The sequence below is a fragment of the Mesorhizobium sp. M1396 genome (assembly GCF_040317725.1).
Taxonomy (GTDB): domain Bacteria; phylum Pseudomonadota; class Alphaproteobacteria; order Rhizobiales; family Rhizobiaceae; genus Mesorhizobium.
On sequence record NZ_JAMYLA010000011.1, the window covers coordinates 42,787 to 64,280 of the forward strand.

The following is a 21,494-nucleotide window of genomic DNA, read 5'->3' on the forward strand; positions in this document are numbered from 1 at the left end:
GCCAATTCGATGCTATGAGGCCTGTCGCGGTTGTGGATTGCAGGCAGCAAAGGCGGTGTTGAAACATGGCTAAGACCGATATTGCGCGGCGGGTCTACAACCACACCTGGAAGCTCGATCCGATCGTGCGCAGCCTGCTCGACACGGATTTCTACAAGCTTTTGATGCTGCAGATGATCTGGGGCATGTACCCCAAGGTCGAGACCACCTTCTCGCTGATCAACCGCACCACTTCGGTTCGCCTCGCCGAGGAAATCGATGAGGGCGAATTGCGCGAACAGCTCGATCATGCCCGCACCTTGCGCTTCTCCAAGAAGGAGATGATCTGGCTCGCCGGCAACAATTTCTACGGCCGCAAGCAAATCTTCGAGCCGGAGTTTCTCGCCTGGCTGGAAGGCTTCCGGCTGCCCGAATACGAGCTGTCGAAGCGGGACAGGCAATATGAACTGACCTTCAGCGGGCCGTGGATGTACACCACGCTGTGGGAGATCCCGGCGCTGGCGATCATCAACGAACTCCGATCTCGCGCGGCCATGCGGGCGTTCGGGCCGTTCGCGCTCGATGTGCTCTATGCCCGTGCCAAGGCCAAGATGTGGGCCAAGACCGAGCGGCTGAAAGCGCTGCCCGGCATCCGCATCTCAGACTTCGGCACGCGCCGGCGCCATTCCTTCCTGTGGCAGCGCTGGTGCGTCGAAGCGCTGAAGGAAGGCATCGGCGAGGCGTTCACCGGCACCTCCAACGTGCTTCTGGCGATGGACAACGACCTCGAAGCGCTCGGCACCAACGCGCATGAACTGCCGATGGTGTTCGCGGCGCTGGCCAATTCGGAAAAAGAGCTGAAACAGTCGCCCTACAAGGTGCTGCAGGACTGGCAGCGTTATTATGGCGGCAATCTGCTGATCGTGCTGCCCGATGCCTTCGGCACCGCGTCGTTCCTGCGCGACGCGCCGGACTGGGTGGCCGACTGGACCGGCTTCCGCCCCGACAGCGCGCCGCCTATCGAGGGCGGCGAGAAGATCCTGTCGTGGTGGCGCGACAAGGGCAAGGATCCCCGCCAGAAGCTGCTGATCTTCTCCGACGGGCTTGAGGTCGAGACAATCGAAGAGACCTACCGCCACTTCAAGGGCAAGGTGCGCATGTCCTTCGGCTGGGGCACCAATTTGACCAATGATTTCGAAGGCTGCGCGCCGACCGAAACCAACAGGCTCGACGCCATCTCGCTGGTCTGCAAGGTCACCGAGGCCAATGGAAGGCCGGCGGTCAAGCTTTCCGACAATCCGGCCAAGGCAACCGGCGACGAGGACGAGATCGAGCGGTATTTGCGCATCTTCGGTGAAAAGGACCGCGTGGAGCAACTGGTCAAGGTGTGAGGGGTGGCCGCGGCAGCCAAGATGGCAGTCTTGGATAGGATGAGTTCCTTCGCCACCGAACGCCATCGTCGGTCGTTTGCCTTGTTGCTTGCGGCCCTGTGGTTCATCTCACCCACCCCGGCCTTCGCCCACGCCTCCGATCGCGGCCACGTCCTGCTCCTGCCAACCGGCTACTACCTGGCCGGCGGCGCCTTTGCCGTTGCCGTCAGCTTCCTCGTCCTGGCACTGCTGTCGGCGGATTCGCTTGAACGTTTCTGGTGTCGGCGCCTGCCGCTATTCACCTTTGGCGACACCCCCCGAACCGTCACCAGCCTGATATCCTTTGCCGGCTTTGCAATCCTCATCACCGCCGGCTTGTTCGGCAGCCGCGACCCGCTCTCCAACCCGCTGCCACTGGTGATCTGGACCCTTCTATGGGCTGGCGTCGCGCTGCTGCAGGGCGTCTTCGGCGATCTCTGGTCATGGCTTAACCCGTGGTACGGTCCGTGGCGCCTCGTCTCGCGCCTGTTGGGCGGGGACGACGTGGGAAGGTGGCGACTCCCGCGATGGCTTGGCTACTGGCCGGCAGTGATACTGTTTGTCGCCTTTGCCTGGTTCGAACTCATCGATCCGGCGCCTGACGATCCGGCGCGGCTGGCTTGGATCGTGGGCCTTTACTGGCTGTTCTCTTTCCTTGCGATGCTGGCATTCGGCTATCGCGCCTGGAGCCGCGGCGGCGAATTCCTGACGGTCTTCTTTTCGCTAGTGGCACGCTTCGCTATCGTCGAGCGCAACGAAGCCGGCCGGCTTGCACTATGCTGGCCGGGCGCCAAACTGCTCGCCGCCGAGCCGTTGCCGACCAGCGGCATCGCCTTCCTGCTGCTGGCCCTGTCATCCGTTTCCTTCGACGGCCTGTCGAAAACCTTCTTTTGGCTCGGCCTGTTCGGCATCAATCCGCTCGAATTTCCTGGCCGCACAGCGGTTATCGGCAGCGGCACTCTCGGGCTCGTCCTGACATTCGTGCTGCTGGCGGCGGTGTTCCTGCTTGCCGTCTGGCTCGGCCAGCGTCTCGCCGGCAGCGATCAAACTCTTGGACAGGCGGCTGGCCTGCTGGTGTGGTCGATCGTGCCGATCGCGCTTGCCTATCATGTCGCGCACTATCTGACGGCGCTGCTCGTCGACAGCCAATATGCGCTTGCGGCACTTTCCGACCCGTTCGCGCAGGGCTGGAACCTGTTCGGCACCGCCGACATGCGGATCGAGGCCGGCATCGTTGCCGGGGCGGACTCGGCATGGTGGCTGTGGAATGTCCAGGCCGGCACCATCATATCAGGCCATGTGCTCGCCGTCCTCGTCGCCCACGGCTTCGCCTGGCGCCTGCACCCGCAGCCCTCCCTTGCGGCACTCAGCCAGTTCCCGATTACCCTGCTGATGATCGCCTATACCGTCTTCGGCCTCTGGTTGCTTGCCACGCCGACCGTCGGATGAGAAAAAGGCGGCCTCGAATATCGCTGGGGAAGCTCGCTTGCCACATCAAGGCTTTGGTGATTTAGTTTGTACACATGCAATTTTTTACGTCCTCTGAGCGAGGATGCCGAAGCGCCTTAATCGTTGGTCAACACTGAAAAAACAGGGGAACGAACATGGCTGACAAGAATGGATTTTTCGACCTCTCCAAGACTGCCCTCAACCGCCGCACGGCGCTGAAGGGTCTGGCCGCGGGCGCCGGCCTCGCCGTCGCACCGGGCTTCGTCCGCTATTCCCAGGCGCAGAGTTCGGCGCCGATCAAGATCGGCTTCCAGTCGCACCGCACCGGCATCGGCGCCGCCTATGGCCGCTGGTACGAGAAGACCACCGCCGCCGCGGTCAAGGCGATCAACGCCGCCGGCGGCATCAATGGCCGTCAGGTCGAGGTGATTATCGAGGATGACGGCACCGATCCCGGCCGTGGCGCCGAGGTGGTCGGCAAGTTCGCCACCCAGCACAAGACCGACATCGTCTTCGGCACGCTGTTCTCGCATGTCGTCATCGGCTCGGCGCCCGCCGCCGGCGAAAACAAGATGCCCTATTTCGTCGTCAGCGAAGGCCACCACGTCGCCTCGACCAAGCTGAACCGTTACGTCTTCCAGCCCGGCATCACCGATGTGAAGAGCCAGATCCAGTCAATGGCGCCGTGGATCGCGGCCAATGCCGGCAAGAAGGTGACGCAGATCTTCCCCGATTTCGCCTTCGGCTACGACCATCGCGACTACCTGCCGCCGGCGCTGAAGGCGCAAGGCGCCGAGGTCATCGCGCAGATCGCCATTCCGCCGACGGAATCGTCCTTCACCAAGTACTTTCCGCAGATCCCGGCCGAGACCGAGGTGATCTACCACGTCATGGTCGGCCCGGCCGTGCTCACCTTCGTCAAGGAGCTCGGCGAGTTCTACGGCTCCAACCGGCCGCAACTGTTCGGCTTCATCGATTCGCTCGAAGCCACCGACATCAACAGCCCCGGCCTCGAATTCCTCGACGGCAGCCATTTCTGGGAAGGCTCGCCGCGCTATGCGCAGCCAGACGATTCCGAGGCGCAGAAAGCCTATCGCGCCGCCGTCGGCATCGACGACAATGGTGCCGCCGTCGACGACCCAAAGGACGTCTCGACTGCCGCGCACATGTTCGGCTGCTGGGAAACGCTCTACGCCGTCAAGAAGGCGATGGAAGATGCCGGCTACAAGGGACCGGAAGACCGCGCCAAGCTGGTCGAGGCCACCGAGGCCCTGACCGAATTCGCCGAAGGCCCCGAGCATCCGCAGGGGCCAAAGACCTTCAACGGCAAGATCCACCAGTGCTTTGGCATCCAAAACATCTCCAAGGTCGAAGGCGGCAAGCTGAAGGTCGTGCACAAGACCAAGATCGAGGACGGGCTCTACGAGGCCGAGGGGGATTATACGACGCAGGCGCTTTAGACAGAGCTTCGTCTGTAAGCGTGGGAGCCAAGTCACCCCCCTCTGTCCTGCCGGACATCTCCCCCGCAAGGGGGGAGATCGGCAGTTCGCACGGCGGCAGCTACTGGCCAACGTCAGTAGTTGGCGAAATCCATGATGAAATCCAATCTCCCCCCCTGCGGGGGAGATGTCCGGCAGGACAGAGGGGGGTGCCTGGCGCATCCGCCGGTGCATAGCCGATGCACTTTGGTCCTCATCTCCTCCTCGCCGCCCTCGAAGGCCTCGTCACGTCGGCGGTGCTGGCGCTGACCGCGCTTGGGCTGTCGCTGGTGTTCGGCGTCATGCGGGTGGTCAATGTCGCGCATGGCGAGTTTTTCATGCTCGGCGCCGTGCTCGCCTGGGCGATCACCACGGCGATCGGGGGCCATCCGGCGCTCGGCTTCCTGGCGGCACTGGTGATTGCGCCGCTGATCGTCGGCGCCATAGCGCTGGTCGCCGAACGGCTGGTGCTGCGCCGGCTCAACTACAATCCGGAAGCCACCATCGTCGCCACCATCGGCATGCTCTATATCATCCAGCAGCTGGCGCTGACCTTCTACGGGCCGGAGGCGCGGCCGGTGGAGCCGCCGTTCAGCTACCGCATCCTTTTGCCCTGGTTCGGCTACTCCGGCTACAAGCTATCGATCATCGCCGCTTCGGCGCTGCTGCTGCTCGCGACATGGCTGGTGCTGACGCGCACCAAGATCGGCCTCGTCATGCGCGCCACGCAGTATGACAGCGAGACGGCGCAGGCCTTCGGCATTCCCGTCGGCCGCGTCTATGGCGGCGTCTTCGCGCTTGGAGCCATGCTAGCGGCTATCGCCGCGGTGCTGATCGTGCCGATCAGCCAGGCGCATTATCTGATGGGGCAGGACCCGCTGCTGCTGTCCTTCATCGTCGTCATCATCGGTGGCCTCGGTTCGCTGCGCGGCACCGTCGTCGCCGCCGTGCTGATCGGCCTGTCCGACGGCATCATCTCGATGTTCTTCTCGCCGACGCTGGCCAAGATCATCGCCACGCTGCTGGTGGCCATGGTGCTGGTGTTCCGGCCGCAAGGCCTGTTCGGGACGGCATCGCGATGAGCGAAGCCTCGCCGGCAAAAGCCTACGCACTGCATCTCGGCGTCATCGCGCTGCTCTTCGTGCTGAGCTTCCTTTTACCGGACTATTATCACGGCCTGCTCGCCCGCATCATGGTGCTGGCGGTCTTCACCATGGGCTACAACATGCTGTTCGGCTATGTCGGCCTGCTCAGCCTCGGCCACGCCATGTTCTTTGCCGCCGGGCTCTATGGCGCCGGCCTTGCCGTCATCCAGCTCGGCTGGAGCGTACCATTGGCTTTCCTAGGCGGAATTGCCAGCGGTGCTATCCTGGCACTGGCGATCGGCCTGCTGGCACTGCGCACCACGGGTGTCGCCTTCATGATCGTCACCATGATGTTCGCCCAGGTCTTTTATCTCCTCATCCTCTATTTCGCGGCATGGACCGGCGGCGACCAGGGCATGGTCGTGCCGCAGCCGGCGCGGGTGCTCAGCTTCGGCGCGACGTCGCTCGATCTCACCAATCCGACCGTGCGCTACATGACGGCGCTGGCGCTGTTCTCGCTCGTGCTGCTCGTCACTCTCGCCATCGTCCGCTCCCGATATGGGCGCGTGCTGGTCGCCATCCGCGAAAACGAGGAGCGGACGAAGATGCTCGGCTACGATACGTTTTCGAACAAGCTTGCCGCCGTCGTCATCTCCGGCACCATCTGCGCTGCCTCGGGCGCCGCCTATGCGCTGCTGTTCGGCTATGTCGGATCGAGCTTCGCCTCTGTGCAGTATTCGATCCTGCCGCTGCTGTGGGTGCTGCTCGGGGGTGCGGCCACGACGCTCGGGCCGCTGGTCGGCACGCTGTTCATGTATTATGTCATCGACATCACCAGCGGCTACACCTCGGCCTATCTGCTGATCGTCGGCATCGCGCTGATCCTGCTGGTGCTGTTTTTCCCGAAAGGCATTCTGGGCAGCATCCGCCAGCGTTGGCTCGGATGGCTGCCATGATGCCGCTTCTGACCACCAAGGGTCTGTCGCGCAACTTCGGCGGCCTGCGTGCCGTCGACGGCGTCGATTTCGAGCTGATGCCGGGCGAAATCCGCGCCGTCATCGGCCCCAACGGGGCTGGGAAGACCACCTTTGTGAGCCTGGTCAGCGGCCGCATCCAGCCGTCTTCCGGCATGATCGTCTTCGATGGCACCGACATCACCAGCCAGCCGGCCTATATCAGGGTCCGCAAGGGCATCGCCTACACGTTCCAGATCACCAGCGTCTTTGCCAACCTTTCCGCCTACGACAATGTCGCGCTGCCGGTGCAGCGGACTTTGAGCGACGGCCGCTCGAAGGGTGCGGTCAGGGTCGGCGTCATGGCGGCGCTCGAACGCACGGGGCTGGCCGATCGCGCCCACATGCCGGCCGGGCAATTGTCCTACGGCCATCAGCGCCTGCTGGAAGTGGCGATGGGCCTGGCGCTGAAGCCGCGCCTGCTGATTCTCGATGAGCCAACGCAAGGCCTTGCTGACAGCGAGATCGACAATTTCATCACTCTGGTGCGCGAGATCGCTAAAAACGCCACCGTGCTTCTGATCGAGCACAACATGCCTGTCGTCATGCAACTGGCCGACCGCATCACCGTCTTCAATGCCGGCAAGATCCTGGCCGAAGGCACGCCCGAGGCGATCCGCGAGAATGCCGCGGTGCAGGAAGCCTATCTGGGGACCGCCCCATGACCGAAACAAACAAGGCTGAACCTAAGTCTAAAGCACTCAGCATCTCGGGGCTCGACTGCTTCTATGGCGAAGTGCAGGTGCTCTATGGCCTCGACCTCACGCTGAACAAAGGCGAGGTGCTGTGCCTGTTCGGCCGCAATGGCGCCGGCAAGACGACGACGCTCAAGGCCATCATGGGGCTGGTCCCCTCAAGCGCCGGCTCGATAAGGCTCGACGGCCAGGAATTGACAGGACTGCCGGCGCATGAGGTGCCCAAGGCCGGGGTCGCCTATGTACCGCAGGGAAGGCGGCTGTTCGCCGAGATGACGGTGGCCGAAAACATCGAGATCGGGCTGATGGCGCGCGGCAAGGGCAAGGCGACGCGCGAAAACGTGCTCGACCTGTTCCCGCTGCTGCGCCAGCGGCTGCGGCAACGCTCCGGCACGCTGTCCGGCGGTGAACAGCAGATGCTGGCAATGGCGCGCGCGCTTTGCCTGGAGCCGCGGGTGCTGCTGCTCGACGAGCCGACCGAGGGCCTGATGCCGTCGATGATCGCCAAGATCCGCGAGACGGTGTCGAAGCTGCGTGACATGGACGTTTCGACCATTTTGGTCGAGCAACGGGTCGATGCCGTGCTGTCCGTCGCCGACCGCGTTGCGTTCATCGAAAACGGCCGCAACCGCGAAACCGTCGATGTCGAGGAGCTGCGCGCCGATCCGTCGGCGGTGCGCCGCTACGTTGGTGTCGGTTGATCAGCCGAAAAACAGAAAACCCGCGATCAGGAATGTCGGGATCAGCACAAGGCCGGACCATGCCATATAGCCGAAAAAGCCCGGCATCCTGACGCCGCGATGGCGGGCTATGGCGTAGACCATGAAGTTCGGCGCATTGCCGATATAGGTGTTGGCGCCCATGAACACCGCGCCGGCCGAGATCGCCGCCAAGGTCGAGGCGAATTCCGTCATCAGGTGCCGTGGGTCGCCGCCGGCAAGCTCGAAGAACACCAGATAGGTCGGCGCATTGTCGAGGAAGGACGACAGCGCCCCGGTCAGCCAGAAATAGGCGATGTCGCTGGGCGCGCCCGAGGGCGAGGTGACGAGGGCGACCAAGGTCGCCAGCGCGCCGTCATGTCCGGCTCTCAAGATGGCGACGACCGGCACGATGCAGATGAAGATGCTGGCGAACAGCTTTGCGACTTCCGCGATCGGTCCCCAATTGAAGCCGTTCGCCTCGCGGTGGCTCTTGTACGAGAGGGGAAGCGACAGCAAGGCCAGCGCCAGGATGATGGCGTCACGCGCCAGGTTCTGCAGCTCGAAATTCACGCCGAGAATGGAAAAGCTCACGCCCGGCTTCCAGGCCGCCGACAGCAGGATGGCACCGATCACGCCGGCCAGCAGTGGAACGTTGGCTAGGCCGCGCAGGCGCACCTTCGTATCCGGTGTCGGATCCTTGATCTTCGGCGCGCCAGCCTCGCGCCGGTGCAGGACGATGTCGATGCCTAGGAAGACGGCCAGCACGACACCGCCGACGAACAGCGTCTCGCGATAGAGGTTGGCGGTCGTCCAGAAGAAGTCGATGCCTCTGAGAAAACCGACGAACAGTGGCGGATCGCCCAAAGGGGTCAGCGAGCCGCCGATGTTGGAGACCAGGAAGATGAAGAAGATCACGACATGGGCGTTGAACGGGCGGTTGTCGTTGGCGCGCAGGATCGGCCGGATCAGGATCATCGAGGCGCCGGTCGTGCCGATGACTGAGGCGAGTAGTGCGCCGACCAGCAACAGCCCGGCATTGACCAGCGGCGTGCCGTGAATGTTGCCGGCGACGAGAATGCCGCCCGAAATGGTGAACAGCGCAAACAGCAGGATGATGAACGACATGTATTCGGTGAGCACCGCATGCAACACCGCCTCGGTCGCCGAGGGGACGCCGAAGGCAAGCGCCAGCGGCACGATCACCAGAGCGGCCCACAGGGCTGCGATCTTGCCGTAGTGATGCTCCCAGACATGGTGGAAGAGCAGAGGACCAGTGGCGATCGACAACAGCAGCCCGGCAAAGGGCAGCGCCCACCACAGCGACATCACGGCGCCGGGCAGACCGTGTTCCTCCGCCGCCAAGGCCTGCGCCGGGAAGAGCATCGCGGCAGCGATTGCGGCACCCGCCATCACACCCGCCGCGGTCGGTAAAAAGCCCCTCCTGCGCCCCACGGTCCGATCAATCCGACAAGGGATCTTCGAGTGTCACTCCGGCGTCGCGCATGCGGTGCAGCATTGTATCGAGCGAACCGTTGAGATCGATGCCACGGCAGGCATCAAGCCTGACGGTCGTCTTGAAGCCCTGGCTGACGGCGTCCAGCGCCGAGAAGGCAACGCAGAAATCGGTCGCCAGCCCGACCAGGGTCAGCGTGTCGATGCCGCGTTCCCGGAGATAGCCGGCAAGGCCGGTCTGCGTCTTGCGATCATTCTCGAAAAAGGCCGAATAGCTGTCGATATCGGGCCGAAATCCCTTGCGGATGACGAGTTCGGCCTTGGTCCAGGCAAGGCCGGAATGGAAGTCAGAGCCCAGGCTGCCCTGGATGCAATGGTCCGGCCACAGCGTCTGCTGGCCATAGGGCATTTCGATCATTGTGAAAGGCTGCGCGCCGGGATGGCTGGAAGCAAAGCTGGAATGGCCGGCGGGGTGCCAGTCCTGCGTCAGCACGACGTGATCGGCGTGCCGAATCAGGTCGTTGACCAGCGGCACGATCTCGTCGCCACCAGCGACCGCCAGCGCGCCGCCCGGGCAAAAGTCGTTCTGCAGGTCGATGACGACAAGCGCTTCGTCGGCCATGCGGCTTCCTTCTCTCTGCCTCGATGCCGCTGTCGCGACCCGAGGCAGAAACTTGACCAGATGGCCGGCCGCGTCAACCTCTGGCCGCATAACAAATGCGTGCCGGCCGAGCCGCCGCAAACTCCGGCTTTGACAAATCCTGCCGGCTTGATATCATTTGCATACGAATGAATTTACCCGGCCGCCGATGCCGGCGGGGTCTTTCGAAATACCGGTTTCTGGAAGACCTCTTTTCTGGAAGGCAAAGCGTGATCCGTTACGCGAAACCCACCTCGGTCGACGAAGCGCTCGCTTTGCTTGGCGAGGGCGCCTGGCGCATCCTTGCCGGCGGCACCGATTTCTATCCGGCACAGGGCAGCAAACCCTTCCGCGACAATGTTCTCGACATCAATGGCCTGGCGGCGCTGCGCGGCATTGCCGAGACGGGCGGCCACTTCGTCATCGGCGCGCGCACGACCTGGACCGACATCGTCCGCCATTCCTTGCCGCCATCCTTCGACGCGCTGAAGCAGGCGGCGCGCGAGGTCGGCTCGGCGCAGATCCAGAACGTCGCCTCGGTCGCCGGCAACCTCTGCAACGCCTCGCCTGCCGCTGACGGCGTGCCTGCCTTGCTCGTCCTCGATGCCGAGGTCGAGCTGCGGTCCGTGGCGGCGACACGTCATCTGCCACTACAGGACTTCATCCTCGGCAACCGCCGCACGGCTCTGCTGCCCGGCGAGATGGTGACGGCCATCCGCGTGCCGAAACGATCCGCCACTGGCACATCGGCTTTCGTCAAGCTCGGCGCGCGGCGCTACCTTGTGATCTCCATTGCCATGGTGGCGGCGCGTCTGGTTGTCGAGAATGGCATTGTTGCGGAAGCGGCGGTCGCCGCCGGCTCCTGCTCGGTGGTGGCCGAGCGGCTTGCCGGCGTCGAGGCTGCTCTGCGCGGGCTGCCCGCCGGCCAAGCGCTCGCCGATGCGGTCCTGTCCGCGCCGATGGGCGAACTGTCGCCGATAGCCGATGTGCGCGGCAGTGCCGAGTATCGGCTCGATGCGGTGCGCGAGATCGTTGCCCGCGCCGTGCTTGCGGCTGTGGGGCGGACGACCGGCGACGAGGTGGCGGCATGAGCCAGATTCGACCTGAAATGAATGAAGCCCTGCCCGTTCCGGGCAACGTCCTGCCTGGCTTCGGCGCTGCACGGTCCGATATCGCCTTCGAGGTCAATGGCGACGCCATTTCGGTCAACGTACCGCCGCTGCGCCGGCTGTCCTCGGTATTGCGCGACGAACTGCTGCTGACCGGCACCAAGGTCGGCTGCGACGCCGGCGACTGCGGCGCCTGCACGGTGCTGGTCGACGGCGATCCCGTCTGCGCCTGCCTGATGTCGGCTGCCTCCGCTGCCGGAACGTCGGTTACAACCATTGAAGGCCTCGCCAATGGCCGGCTGTCGGCGCTGCAAGCCTCGTTCCTTGCCCATGGCGCGGCGCAGTGCGGCATCTGCACGCCGGCGCTGCTGGTCGCGGCAACCGCATTGCTTGACAAGCAGCCCAGCCCGACCGAAGCCGAGGTGCAGGATGCGCTGGGCGGAATTCTGTGCCGCTGCACCGGCTACCGGAAGATCATCGCGGCGGTGATGGATGCGTCGCTGCAACCAGCAAATCTCGATTTCCGCTTGCCTCGATCCGGCCAAGCGATTGGCTCCTCCCCTGTCAGGCTCGACGGCGTGCCAAAAGTCACCGGCGGTGAAAAATTCGGCGGCGATTCTTTCCCTGCCGACGCGCTGGCCGTGCTGGTGGTCCGCTCGCCGCATTATCACGCCGGCTTCGCCTTCGGTCACCTCGACGGCTGGGCGAAGGCACATCCCGGCATCGTCGCTGTTTTCACCGCCGCCGACATTCCCGGCAAGAATTGTTTCGGCGTCATCGGGCCGTTCGCCGACCAGCCGGCGCTCGCCGAAGGGTTTGCGCGGTTTCGCGGCGAGGCGGTGGCGCTGGTCGCCGGCGAGCGCGAGGCGATGCTCGATCTCGATTTGTCGGATTTCCCTGTCCGCTGGACCGAACTGCCGCATGTCCTGCAGCCTTGCGAGGCCCAGGCCGAGGGTGCCGCGCCGATCCATCAGAACCGCCCTTCCAACCTGCTGACCTCCGGCTTCGTCGAGCGCGGCGATCCGGAGGCTGCTCTTGCCAGTGCCGCCGTCACGGTTTCCGGTGCCATCGACACCTCCTATGTCGAGCATGCCTATATCGAGCCGGAAGCCGGCCACGCCTATATGGACGGCGACACGCTGGTGGTCGTCGCCTGCACCCAGGCGCCGTATATGGACCGCGACGAGACGGCGAAGGTGCTCGGTCTCCCCGTCGACAAGGTGCGCATCGTGCCGACGGCGACCGGCGGCGGCTTCGGCTCAAAGCTCGATGTCTCGCTGCAGCCGCTGATCGGCCTCGTGGCGCTAAAGACCGGCCGACCGGCGGCCCTTGCCTACACCCGCAACGAATCGATGATGTCGACCACCAAGCGCCATCCAGCCGAGATGAAGGCGACGATCGGCGCCGATGCCGATGGCCTTGTCACCGGCATGATCTTCGAAGGCGATTTCAACACCGGCGCCTATGCCAGCTGGGGGCCGACGGTCGCCAACCGCGTGCCGGTGCATGCCTCCGGACCCTATGCGACGCCGAACTATCGCGCCGAGGGCCGCGCCATCCATACCCATGGTCCGATTTCCGGCGCCTTCCGCGGCTTCGGCGTGCCGCAGGCGACGATTATGCAGGAGACGCTCTACGACGAGCTGGCCGGCAAGCTCGGCATGGACCGACTAGATTTTCGCCTGAAGAACTGCCTTCGGAACGGCTCCGAAACGGTTACCGGGCAGCGGCTGGACTCAGGCGTCGGCATCGCCGAATGCCTCGAATCGCTGCGGCCGCATTGGGCGCGCGCGACGGCCTATGCGGATGCGTTCAACAGTGCCAACCGGGATAGAAAGCGCGGGGTTGGCATCGCGTCCTGCTGGTACGGCTGCGGCAACACTTCGCTGCCCAATCCATCGACCATCCGGGTCGGCATCGCGGCGAACGGCGCGGTCATCCTGCACCAGGGCGCCGTCGATATCGGCCAGGGTTCGAACACGGTCATCACCCAGATCTGCGCCGATGCGCTTGGCCTGCCGTTGGAGAAATTCCAGCTGAGGAGCGCCGATACGGCCATCAGCCCCGACGCCGGCAAGACATCGGCCTCGCGCCAGACCTTCGTCACCGGTAAGGCAGCCGAAAAGGCCGGCCGCGCCTTGCGCGAAAAGATCCTGCGTTTCGCCAATGTGTCCGAAAAGGCGTCGCTGCAACTCGACGGCCCGGCGATCGCCATCCGCGAAGGTGAAGCCACTCGCCGTATCGACCTCGCCTCGCTCGACGTGGATGCCGAAGGCTTCGTCTTCCGCGCCGAGGAGACCTACGACCCGCCGACGCTGCCGCTTGACGCCAAGGGCCAGGGCAAGCCCTATGCGGTCTATGGCTATGGCGCGCAGATCGCGGAGCTCGAGGTCGATCTCAAGCTTGGCACGGTGAAGCTGCTGAAAATCACCGCCGCGCACGATGTCGGCAGGGCGATCAACCCGCTGCTGGTCGAGGGCCAGATCGAAGGTGGCATCGCGCAAGGCATCGGCATGGCGCTGATGGAGGAGTATATCCCCGGCCGCACCGAGAATCTGCACGACTATCTCATTCCGACGATCGGCGATGTGCCACCGATCGAGTCTATCCTGATAGAAGTTTCGGATCCGGAAGGACCCTTTGGCGCCAAGGGGCTGGGCGAGCATGTGCTGATCCCGACGGCGCCGGCGATCCTCAATGCCATCAGACACGCAACCGGTGTTCTCATCACCAAGGTTCCGGCGACACCGACGCGTATCCGCGCCGCCATTCGCGAAAAGGAGGCACGCCGATGAGCGAGCTTGCCGAGCGCTTCGAAACCCACGATCCCGGCGAAAAGCTGGTGGCGGAAAAGATCCGCTGCGATGCCTGTCCGGTGATGTGCTACATCGCCGATGGTCGCACCGGCGCCTGCGACCGCTACGGCAATGTCGGCGGCAGGATCGTGCGGATGGATCCGCTGACCATCCTCGACCATGCGGCGGAGACCGGCGCGGCAATCGTGCCGTTCGTTGCCGAGGGCGAGGCATGGGACGGCGAACTCGTCAACACCGGCCGCCGCTTCGTCACCGCCATCGGTGCCGGCACCACCTACCCCGACTACAAGCCTGCCCCCTTCATCGTCAGCCAGGAAGTCGAGGGCGTCGATCTTGTCACCGTCGTCACCGAGGGCATCTTCTCCTACTGTGGCGTCAAACTGAAGATCGACACCGACCGCCACCTAGGCCCGGAGACCGCCATTGTCCGCGCGGCAGGCGAAGCGATCGGCCATGTCACCACGGGCGAATATGGCTCGCAGATGCTGTCGCTGGGCGGCGTTCATCATCTGACGGGCGGCTCCAAGGCCGAGGGCCGCGCCACCTGTGACGCGCTGCTCAATCTGTGCAACCGCAAGCCGGTGGAACTGGCCATCGACGGCGGCGCCACCATCACAGTCGAAGCCGGCAAACCGCCTGTTATCGACGGCAAGCAGGAACACCGCATGCGTGTCGGGTGCGGCTCGGCCACCATCGGCATGTTCGCCACGCAATGGCGCGGCCTGGTCGACGAGGTGGTGGTGGTCGACGACCACATCACCGGCGTCGTCTCGGAGCATCAGGCCGGCAAGGTGTTGGGCTGGCAGGACACCGGCATAAAAATCATCGGCCGCCGCTCGACGCCGGGCCGCTATTTCAAGGTTTCCGAACCCGGCCTCGGCTGGGGCGGCACCAGCATTTCCGACCCGCTGTCGATTCTCGGCGAATGGAATGCCAAGAAGGGCGCGCGGCCGGGCCTGTCGCTGCTGATGGTTTCGACCACCGGCGAACAGTTTGCCTATTACGAGCTCGACGACGAGCTGAAGCCGGTGCAAAAGCCGTTTCCCGAACGGCTGCAAAAGTCCGTCGAGTTGATCGAGGATAATTGCGAGCCGGCTTTGTGCACGGTGCTGTTCATCGGCGGCGCCGGTGGTTCGCTGCGCGCCGGCGTCACCGAAAACCCGGTCAACCTGACCCGTTCCGTGCAAGGCCTGACCACCTATGTCACGGTCGGCGGCGCGCCGGTCTATGTCTGGCCAGGCGGCGGCATCACGCTGATGGTCGATGTCACAAGGGTGCCGGAAGGTGCCTTCGGCTATGTGCCGACCCCGGCGCTGGTCGCGCCGATCGAATTCACCCTGCGTCGCGACGACTACATCAGGTTGGGCGGCTACGAGGCCGAGATCCGCAGTGTCGAGGACATCGTCGCCAAGGGTGGCGAATACCTCAATCCGCGCCGCGGCACTGGTGCTGCGGCCGGCAATCCATGGCCGCCGCTGGCGCAATTGCGCCGCGCTGCGTCGAACGAGACCGGGTGATGGACGGCCCACAAGTGCATTGGCTGCAGGACGGCAAGCGGCTGCATCTCAACCACGGGCCGATCGACCTGATCGTCAAAGCCTTTGGCGAGGCAGGCGAACGCCGCCTGGCCTATGAGCAGGCAGCGGCGCGCTTCCAGGCCATTTTGACCGAGCTGGTTGATGAGCTACCCGAACTGCGCCGCCCAGCCGCGTTGCGGCCGCGCGCCTTCGTCGGTCCGACAGCGCGGCGTATGGAAGCGGCTGTGGTGCCGTTGGCCGAAAGCTTCATCACTCCGATGGCGGCCGTTGCCGGTTCAGTAGCCGACGAAATACTTGGCGCACTGCTGGCGGACCGTCGGCTCGATCGCGCCTATGTCAACAATGGCGGCGACAGTGCGATTCATCTCGGCGCCGGCCAATCGATGACGCTTGCGATTGCCGGCACCGGACACGGTCTGGCCGACCGCATCGTCATTCGCGCCGAGGATGGCGTGCGCGGCGTTGCCACCAGCGGGTGGCGCGGGCGCTCGTTCTCGCTGGGCATTGCCGACGCCGTCACCGTGCTCGCGAAGACCGGAGCCGATGCCGATGCCGCCGCGACGTTGATCGCCAACGCCGTCGATCTTCCCGGCCATCCAGCCGTCCGGCGTGTGCCGGCGCGCGATCTGGCGCCTGACAGCGACCTTGGCGACAGGCTTGTCACGCAAGAAGTCGGCCGGCTTTCTCCAGCGGAGATCGCCATGGCGCTGGACAGCGGGCTTGCCGTCGCCGAAGATTTCCGCCGCAGGGGATTGATCGCCGCATCGGCGCTCTTCCTTGCCGGCCAGACCCGCATCGATGGTTCCATGGCGCTTGCCGCGCCCAACAAAAGTCCAGGGAAGGAAGTTGCGCATGCCTGAGTTTCCGATCCGCAAGATCGCGGTTCTGACCGAGGAGATCTTTCACGAGGGCGGGCCGGTCGCAAAAGTGCCGCGCCGCCGCGCAGCTGCCATGGCGCTGGTGAAGAACCCGTTCGCCGGGCGCTATGTCGAGGACTTGCAAAGCGCCATGGATGATCTGAAGCCGCTCGGCCTGCTGCTCGCCGACCGGCTGATCGCCGCGCTCGGCGGCGACGTCAAGCAAATCGACGGCTATGGCAAGGGCGCCATTGTCGGCACGGCGGGTGAGCTGGAACATGGCGCGCTCTGGCATGTGCCCGGCGGCTACGCCATGCGCGAGCGGCTCGGCGACGCCAAGGCGATCGTGCCGTCGGCGAAGAAGGTCGGCGCTTTCGGTTCAAGGCTCGACGTGCCGCTCGGCCACATCAACGCCGCCTATGTGCGCAGCCATTTCGACGCGATGGAAGTCGGCATCAATGACGGGCCACGCGCCGACGAGATCCTGTTTTGCCTCGCCATGACCTGCGGCCCGCGCGTGCACGACCGCATGGGCGGGCTGGCAGCCGAGGACATCAAGGCCTGGGATGGGCTGCGGTGAGCGCCGAGGACAATCTGCTCAAGCTGGTCGAGGTCGAAGAGCCCGACGACCAGGATTACCACCTGCAGGAGCAGGTCGGCTTCATCCTGCGCAAGGCGCACCAGCGCCATGTCTCGATCTTCGCCGCGCATATCGGCGACCTGACGCCGCCGCAATTCGCCGCACTCGCCAAGCTGCGCGATGTCGGCGAGACCTCGCAGAACCAGCTCGGCACGCTGATCGCCATGGACGCGGCGACGGTGAAGGGTGTCATCGACCGGCTGAAGGCGCGCGGCCTTGTCGAGCTCTCCAAGCACGAGATTGACAAGCGACGGCTGCTGGTTAACCTGACCGCGGAAGGTCGCGATGCGATCGAGCGCCTGATTCCCCTGGCCCGCGAGATCACAAGGGAAACGCTGGCGCCGCTCTCGGCCAAAGAGATCGCCACCTTCATGAAACTGCTGGCCAAGCTGGCGTAAGCGCTGCCCCATTGATGTAGGGGCTGGCATTTTCGAGACTGGGTTGGCAAACTTTGTCGGTCTGCGCTGCCCTCATCGCCCTGCCGGGCACTTCTCCCCGTATAGTGACTGTATAGTGACGGGGAGACGCCGTCACAGATGATTTGACCAATCACCAGCGTTGCAAAAAGGAGCTGGCGTTTGCGACAGTTCCCTTCTCCCCGTCACTTATACGGGGAGAAGGTGCCGGCAGGCGGATGAGGGGCAGCGCTGAGTTATGCCCTCACGTTCTGTTGCTCAGAGGCCGTTGTCCTTCAGCACCTGGGCGGCGTTTTCCTTGGTGATCTTCTCGGTCGGCAGAGTGATGGTCTTTTCGACCTTCTCGCCGTTGAGGAACTTGATCGCCTGGCGCAGGCCTTCGGCGCCGGGGGTGACATAGGTGAAGGTCGCCGTCAGCTCGCCCTTGTTCACCATCTGCACGCCTTCGTTGGGCAGACCGTCGATGCCGATGAACTTGATGTCCTTCTCGCGGCCGACGTCCTTGGCGGCGAGATAGGCACCATAGGCCATCGGGTCGTTGTGGCCGTAGACGAGATCGATCTTCTCGTTGCTCTTCAGCGCGTTGGCCATCAAATTGTAGGCCTGGTCCTGCTTCCAGTCGCCCGATTGCTGGTCGAGCAGATATTTGATGCCAGGCTCCTTGTCGGTGAATTCATGGAAGCCGTCATGGCGATCATGCGCCGGCTGGGTGCCCATGCCGCCCCAGATCTCGACGACATTGCCTGATGCCTTGCCCTTGCCGCCAAGCAGTTCGACGGCATATTCGCCGGCCGCGCGGCCGATCAGCGCGTTGTCGCCGCCGACGAACTGGGTATAGTCCTTGGTGTCGACATTGCGATCAAGCACGAAGACCGGAATCTTGGCGTCGATTGCCTGCTGCACGACGCCGGTCAGGCCGGCGGATTCCTTCGGCGACACCAGCAGCGCGTCGACCTCTTGGCGGATCAGGTTCTCGACATCGGCGACCTGCTTTTCGGTCTTGTCCTCGCCGTCGGTGATGATCAGCTCGACCTCGGGATGCTTGGCGGCTTCGGCCAGGATGTCCTTGTTGAACTGCGCGCGCCAGGGCTCGATGGTCGTCACCTGGGAGAAGCCGATCTTCCACTTCTTGTCCTGGGCATATGCATTGCCGCTGGTCAGCAGCGCGGTGGTGGTCAGCAGTGCCGCGGTCATGGCGGCAAGTTTCAGCATGTCACGTCGTTTCATTTTTTGTTTCCTCCGAGATTGAGAGACGATGTCTCTTGTGACGGCCGCTTTGCCGCGGCCGTTTCCTTGCGCGCCGTTTGCCCGCCTGGCAGGCGCAGATAGGCCAGGAGATCACCAGCATTGCGCTCCTGGACGAGCACGGTGCCGATGATGATCATCCCCTTCAGCACCAGCTGAAGGTTCGAATTGATGTTGTGGAGCTGCAGGATGTTGGAGAGCAGCCCGAAGATTAGCACGCCGCAGAACGTGCCGGTGAGGCTGCCGCGCCCGCCCATCAGGCTGGTGCCGCCGATGACGACTGCAGCGATGGCGTCCAGTTCCAGCCCGGCGCCGGCATCCGGCTTGCCTTGCCGGTACTGCGCGACATAGAGCACGGCGGCGATGCCGGCGAGCAGGCCGGAAATGGCATAGGTGGCGATCTTGACGCGGCCGGCGGCGATGCCGGAGAGGCGCGCCGCTTCCTCATTGCCACCGATGGCATAGACATAGCGGCCGAACGGCGTGAAGCGCAGCACCGCGCCATAGATCAGGATGGCGCCGAGGAAGAACAGGCCGGGCATCGGGATGATGCCGAACACCAGCGAGCGCAGGATTTCGAAATCGGCGGTGGCGTTCGAGCCTGTATAGACCGGCAGCACCGCATTGTTCTGGCCGGCGGTCAGCCGGGCGATGCCGAGCGCCGTCACCATCATCGCCAGGGTGACGATGAAGGGCTGCAGGCGTCCGGCAACGATGATGAAGCCGTTGAGCGTGCCGAACAGCAACCCGACACACGGCGCCACCAGCAGCACGCCGAGCACGCCGAATTTCGAGTCGATCTGCGGCAGCAGGTACCACAGGGACAGGCAGCACAGGACCACGCCGACGACAGCGGGCGTGACCAGGCCACGAATGCCGTCAAGCCTGACCTCTCGGGCAACATCGGCCCCGGCACGGGACTTTGCGAGGTTCTGGAAGATGAAGCGGGTGACGACGAAGCCGAGGCAAAGCGCCACCAAGGCGACGGTCGGCACGCCCAGCACGACGCCCGGCGTCACGCCTGGAACCGTCAGCAGCATGGCGCAGACCACCGAACAGATGGCCATCAGCGAGCCGACGGAGAGATCGATGCCGCCGGTGATGATGACCGCCGTCATGCCGGTGGCGATCAGGCCGGTGGTCGAGACCTGGCGCAGCACATCGAGCAGGTTGCCGTAGGACAGGAAGATGTTGTTGCCCTTCGAACTCATCGGCGAGGCCAGCACGCCGATCAGGAAGATGGCGATCAGGCCCCAATAGAGCTTGGTTTGGGACAGGAGTTTCAGGGCAGTCATGCGGCTGGTCTCGATATGCTCCGGCGCGGCGCGGCAAGGCGCATGATGGCCTCCTCGCTTGCCGCGGCGCGGGAAAGAATGCCTGTCTGGCGGCCATCGGCCATTACCAGGATGCGGTCGGAGAGATGCAAAAGCTCCGGCAGTTCGGAACTGATGACGGCGATGGCGAGGCCGTCGCGCGCCAGCTTGAAGATGAGGTCGTAGATCTCGCGCTTGGCGCCGACATCGATGCCGCGCGTCGGCTCGTCCAGCAACAGCACCCTTGGCTTCGTCGCCAGCCACTTGCCGATGACGACCTTCTGCTGGTTGCCGCCCGACAGCGTGCCGGCGGCCTGGTTGATGTCCTGGCAGCGGATGCCGAGCGCCTTGACCGCCTGCCGCGCCAGCCCCTGCTCGCCGGCCAGCGAGCGGATGCCGAAGCGCGCCAGCGAACCGACCAGCGGCAGCGCGACATTGTCCGATATCGATGCTTGCAGATGCAGGCCTTGCGTCTTGCGGTCTTCTGTCACCAGCGCGATGCCCAGCCGCCTTGCGTCGCGAGGCGAACGGATATCCACGGGCCGGCCATCGACCTGGATTTCGCCACCGGTGCGGCCGTCGCTCGAGCCGAAGATCGCTTCCATGATCTCGGTGCGGCCCGAGCCGAGCAGCCCGCCAATGCCGAGGATTTCTCCGGCGGCAAGATCGAAGCCGACGCCGTCGATCACCGTGCGCCAGCCATGGGCATCGGGCTTCGACAGCGACAGGTTTTCGACCGAAAGCACGATCTTGCCACTGGGGTTGCGCTCTTCCTGGGAGGACGCGAGCAGGTTTCGTCCGACCATCGCCGAAATGATCGCATCCTCGTCGAGCCTGGCCATTGGCTCGGTCAGGACGTGGCGCCCGTCACGAAACACGGTGACGCGGCTGGCCAGATGCATGACCTCGTCGATGCGGTGCGAGATGTAGACGATGGCGACACCGCCGTCGGCAAGCTGGCGGACGATGCGGAACAACCGCTGGCATTCGGCCGGAGACAGCGCCGAGGTCGGCTCATCCATGATCAGGATGCGTGCCGACATCGACAGTGCCTTGGCGATCTCGACCAGTTGCTGCTCGCCGACGCGCAAGGCGCCGACGCGGGCTTGCGGATCGAGTTCGATGCCGAGCCGCTGCAACAAAGCACCCGCCGCGCGGCCGCTCGCCTTGCGGTCGACGATCAGCCCGGCGATCAGCTTCTCGCGGCCGAGGAAGATGTTGTCGGCGACGCTGAGTTCGGGAACGAGATTGAGTTCCTGGTGAATGATGGCGATGCCGGCATCCTCGGCGTCGCGCACGCCGGCGAAGCTGACGGGACGGCCATCGACGCTGACCGTGCCTTCATAGCCGGTGTAGACGCCGGAGAGGATCTTCATCAGCGTCGACTTGCCGGCGCCATTCTCGCCCATCAAGGCATGAACCTCGCCGCGCCGCAACTCGAAGCCGACATCGACCAGGGCGGCGATGCCGCCGAAGCTCTTGGAGATGCGCTCGGCGCTCAGAACGGTCTCTGACCGATCCGCCGCATTGTGCTCCGGGGAAAGGGAACTCGCGTGCTCCATGACAATGGCGGCCTCCCTTCCGTCCTCGTCAAATCTCATCCAAACGCTAATCTAAACGTTTCGATCATGTCAAGCCGCTATCTGATAATGTTGAACC

The 21,494-nt window shown here is 64.3% G+C and carries 18 protein-coding genes; 13 read left to right on the forward strand and 5 right to left on the reverse strand.

Annotated elements, in window-relative coordinates; translation table 11 throughout:
• Positions 1 to 65: 65 nt before the first annotated feature.
• The 7 genes from pncB (at position 66) to NKH02_RS09330 (ending at position 7,809) form a co-directional block, all read left to right on the forward strand.
• Positions 66 to 1,370, forward strand: a complete 1,305-nt coding sequence (gene pncB / locus NKH02_RS09300) for a nicotinate phosphoribosyltransferase (protein WP_352878113.1) — start codon at positions 66 to 68, stop codon at positions 1,368 to 1,370.
• Positions 1,371 to 1,409: 39 nt separating this feature from the next.
• Complete coding sequence (locus NKH02_RS09305) at positions 1,410 to 2,837, forward strand: hypothetical protein (protein ID WP_352878115.1); 1,428 nt, start codon at positions 1,410 to 1,412, stop codon at positions 2,835 to 2,837.
• 155 nt (positions 2,838 to 2,992) lie between these two features.
• Complete coding sequence (locus tag NKH02_RS09310; RefSeq protein WP_352878117.1) at positions 2,993 to 4,297, forward strand: ABC transporter substrate-binding protein; 1,305 nt, start codon at positions 2,993 to 2,995, stop codon at positions 4,295 to 4,297.
• A 218-nt stretch (positions 4,298 to 4,515) separates the two neighbouring features.
• A complete protein-coding gene (locus tag NKH02_RS09315; RefSeq protein WP_352878119.1) occupies positions 4,516 to 5,397 on the forward strand; it encodes a branched-chain amino acid ABC transporter permease in 882 nt (293 codons plus the stop codon).
• Positions 5,394 to 6,356, forward strand: coding sequence for a branched-chain amino acid ABC transporter permease (locus tag NKH02_RS09320; RefSeq protein WP_352878122.1), 963 nt, complete (start codon positions 5,394 to 5,396; stop codon positions 6,354 to 6,356). The genes NKH02_RS09315 and NKH02_RS09320 overlap by 4 nt, the downstream gene beginning before the upstream one ends.
• Positions 6,353 to 7,078 carry an ABC transporter ATP-binding protein gene (locus NKH02_RS09325; protein WP_352878123.1) on the forward strand — a complete coding sequence of 242 codons (726 nt, stop codon included), beginning with the start codon at positions 6,353 to 6,355 and terminating at the stop codon, positions 7,076 to 7,078. Before NKH02_RS09320 ends, NKH02_RS09325 begins: the two co-directional genes overlap by 4 nt.
• The gene (locus NKH02_RS09330) at positions 7,075 to 7,809 is read left to right on the forward strand and encodes an ABC transporter ATP-binding protein (RefSeq protein WP_352878126.1); all 735 of its coding nucleotides are present in this window, start codon (positions 7,075 to 7,077) and stop codon (positions 7,807 to 7,809) included. Before NKH02_RS09325 ends, NKH02_RS09330 begins: the two co-directional genes overlap by 4 nt.
• Here the strand turns inward: NKH02_RS09330 and NKH02_RS09335 are convergent, their stop codons facing one another.
• Together NKH02_RS09335 and pncA are read right to left on the reverse strand one after the other, a co-directional pair.
• Entirely contained in the window at positions 7,810 to 9,219 is a 1,410-nt protein-coding gene (locus NKH02_RS09335; protein WP_352878129.1) for a sodium:proton antiporter, read from the reverse strand. It abuts the gene before it with no gap.
• A 49-nt stretch (positions 9,220 to 9,268) separates the two neighbouring features.
• A complete protein-coding gene (pncA, locus tag NKH02_RS09340) occupies positions 9,269 to 9,883 on the reverse strand; it encodes a bifunctional nicotinamidase/pyrazinamidase (RefSeq protein WP_352870082.1) in 615 nt (204 codons plus the stop codon).
• A gap of 248 nt (positions 9,884 to 10,131) precedes the next feature.
• Between pncA and NKH02_RS09345 the strand changes: the two genes are divergently transcribed.
• From NKH02_RS09345 to NKH02_RS09370, 6 genes are read left to right on the forward strand one after another with little or no spacing between them, the layout of a single operon-like run.
• The gene (locus NKH02_RS09345) at positions 10,132 to 10,992 is read left to right on the forward strand and encodes an FAD binding domain-containing protein (RefSeq protein WP_352870083.1); all 861 of its coding nucleotides are present in this window, start codon (positions 10,132 to 10,134) and stop codon (positions 10,990 to 10,992) included.
• A 17-nt stretch (positions 10,993 to 11,009) separates the two neighbouring features.
• Positions 11,010 to 13,805 (forward strand): molybdopterin-dependent oxidoreductase, encoded by a 2,796-nt coding sequence (locus tag NKH02_RS09350; RefSeq protein ID WP_502913798.1) that lies wholly within the window; start codon positions 11,010 to 11,012, stop codon positions 13,803 to 13,805.
• On the forward strand, positions 13,802 to 15,343 hold the full coding sequence (locus NKH02_RS09355; protein ID WP_352878135.1) for a 6-hydroxynicotinate reductase: 1,542 nt from the start codon (positions 13,802 to 13,804) through the stop codon (positions 15,341 to 15,343). Before NKH02_RS09350 ends, NKH02_RS09355 begins: the two co-directional genes overlap by 4 nt.
• Positions 15,343 to 16,224: a UPF0280 family protein gene (locus NKH02_RS09360; RefSeq protein WP_352870086.1), complete on the forward strand. Its 882-nt coding sequence runs from the start codon at positions 15,343 to 15,345 to the stop codon at positions 16,222 to 16,224. Before NKH02_RS09355 ends, NKH02_RS09360 begins: the two co-directional genes overlap by 1 nt.
• The gene (locus tag NKH02_RS09365) at positions 16,217 to 16,801 is read left to right on the forward strand and encodes an amino acid synthesis family protein (protein ID WP_352878138.1); all 585 of its coding nucleotides are present in this window, start codon (positions 16,217 to 16,219) and stop codon (positions 16,799 to 16,801) included. Before NKH02_RS09360 ends, NKH02_RS09365 begins: the two co-directional genes overlap by 8 nt.
• Positions 16,798 to 17,259, forward strand: a complete 462-nt coding sequence (locus NKH02_RS09370; protein WP_352878141.1) for a MarR family winged helix-turn-helix transcriptional regulator — start codon at positions 16,798 to 16,800, stop codon at positions 17,257 to 17,259. Before NKH02_RS09365 ends, NKH02_RS09370 begins: the two co-directional genes overlap by 4 nt.
• Positions 17,260 to 17,535: 276 nt before the next feature.
• Here the strand turns inward: NKH02_RS09370 and NKH02_RS09375 are convergent, their stop codons facing one another.
• Genes NKH02_RS09375 through NKH02_RS09385 form a run of 3 tightly spaced genes read right to left on the reverse strand, consistent with a single transcriptional unit; the run spans position 17,536 to position 21,397 of the window.
• Positions 17,536 to 18,504, reverse strand: coding sequence for a substrate-binding domain-containing protein (locus tag NKH02_RS09375; protein WP_352878144.1), 969 nt, complete (start codon positions 18,502 to 18,504; stop codon positions 17,536 to 17,538).
• Positions 18,501 to 19,817 carry an ABC transporter permease gene (locus NKH02_RS09380; protein ID WP_352878147.1) on the reverse strand — a complete coding sequence of 439 codons (1,317 nt, stop codon included), beginning with the start codon at positions 19,815 to 19,817 and terminating at the stop codon, positions 18,501 to 18,503. The genes NKH02_RS09375 and NKH02_RS09380 overlap by 4 nt, the downstream gene beginning before the upstream one ends.
• Positions 19,814 to 21,397, reverse strand: coding sequence for a sugar ABC transporter ATP-binding protein (locus tag NKH02_RS09385; RefSeq protein WP_352878149.1), 1,584 nt, complete (start codon positions 21,395 to 21,397; stop codon positions 19,814 to 19,816). The genes NKH02_RS09380 and NKH02_RS09385 overlap by 4 nt, the downstream gene beginning before the upstream one ends.
• Positions 21,398 to 21,494: the final 97 nt, after the last annotated feature.

Bases quoted from the DNA above. Each gene is read 5' to 3' on its own strand.
- pncB (WP_352878113.1), top strand. From the start codon at position 66: ATGGCTAAGACCGATATTGCGCGGCGGGTCTACAACCACACCTGGAAG.
- NKH02_RS09305 (WP_352878115.1), top strand. From the start codon at position 1,410: ATGAGTTCCTTCGCCACCGAACGCCATCGTCGGTCGTTTGCCTTGTTG.
- NKH02_RS09310 (WP_352878117.1), top strand. From the start codon at position 2,993: ATGGCTGACAAGAATGGATTTTTCGACCTCTCCAAGACTGCCCTCAAC.
- NKH02_RS09315 (WP_352878119.1), top strand. From the start codon at position 4,516: ATGCACTTTGGTCCTCATCTCCTCCTCGCCGCCCTCGAAGGCCTCGTC.
- NKH02_RS09320 (WP_352878122.1), top strand. From the start codon at position 5,394: ATGAGCGAAGCCTCGCCGGCAAAAGCCTACGCACTGCATCTCGGCGTC.
- NKH02_RS09325 (WP_352878123.1), top strand. From the start codon at position 6,353: ATGATGCCGCTTCTGACCACCAAGGGTCTGTCGCGCAACTTCGGCGGC.
- NKH02_RS09330 (WP_352878126.1), top strand. From the start codon at position 7,075: ATGACCGAAACAAACAAGGCTGAACCTAAGTCTAAAGCACTCAGCATC.
- NKH02_RS09335 (WP_352878129.1), bottom strand. From the start codon at position 9,219: ATGGCGGGTGCCGCAATCGCTGCCGCGATGCTCTTCCCGGCGCAGGCC.
- pncA (WP_352870082.1), bottom strand. From the start codon at position 9,883: ATGGCCGACGAAGCGCTTGTCGTCATCGACCTGCAGAACGACTTTTGC.
- NKH02_RS09350 (WP_502913798.1), top strand. From the start codon at position 11,010: ATGAATGAAGCCCTGCCCGTTCCGGGCAACGTCCTGCCTGGCTTCGGC.
- NKH02_RS09355 (WP_352878135.1), top strand. From the start codon at position 13,802: ATGAGCGAGCTTGCCGAGCGCTTCGAAACCCACGATCCCGGCGAAAAG.
- NKH02_RS09360 (WP_352870086.1), top strand. From the start codon at position 15,343: ATGGACGGCCCACAAGTGCATTGGCTGCAGGACGGCAAGCGGCTGCAT.
- NKH02_RS09365 (WP_352878138.1), top strand. From the start codon at position 16,217: ATGCCTGAGTTTCCGATCCGCAAGATCGCGGTTCTGACCGAGGAGATC.
- NKH02_RS09375 (WP_352878144.1), bottom strand. From the start codon at position 18,504: ATGAAACGACGTGACATGCTGAAACTTGCCGCCATGACCGCGGCACTG.
- NKH02_RS09380 (WP_352878147.1), bottom strand. From the start codon at position 19,817: ATGACTGCCCTGAAACTCCTGTCCCAAACCAAGCTCTATTGGGGCCTG.
- NKH02_RS09385 (WP_352878149.1), bottom strand. From the start codon at position 21,397: ATGGAGCACGCGAGTTCCCTTTCCCCGGAGCACAATGCGGCGGATCGG.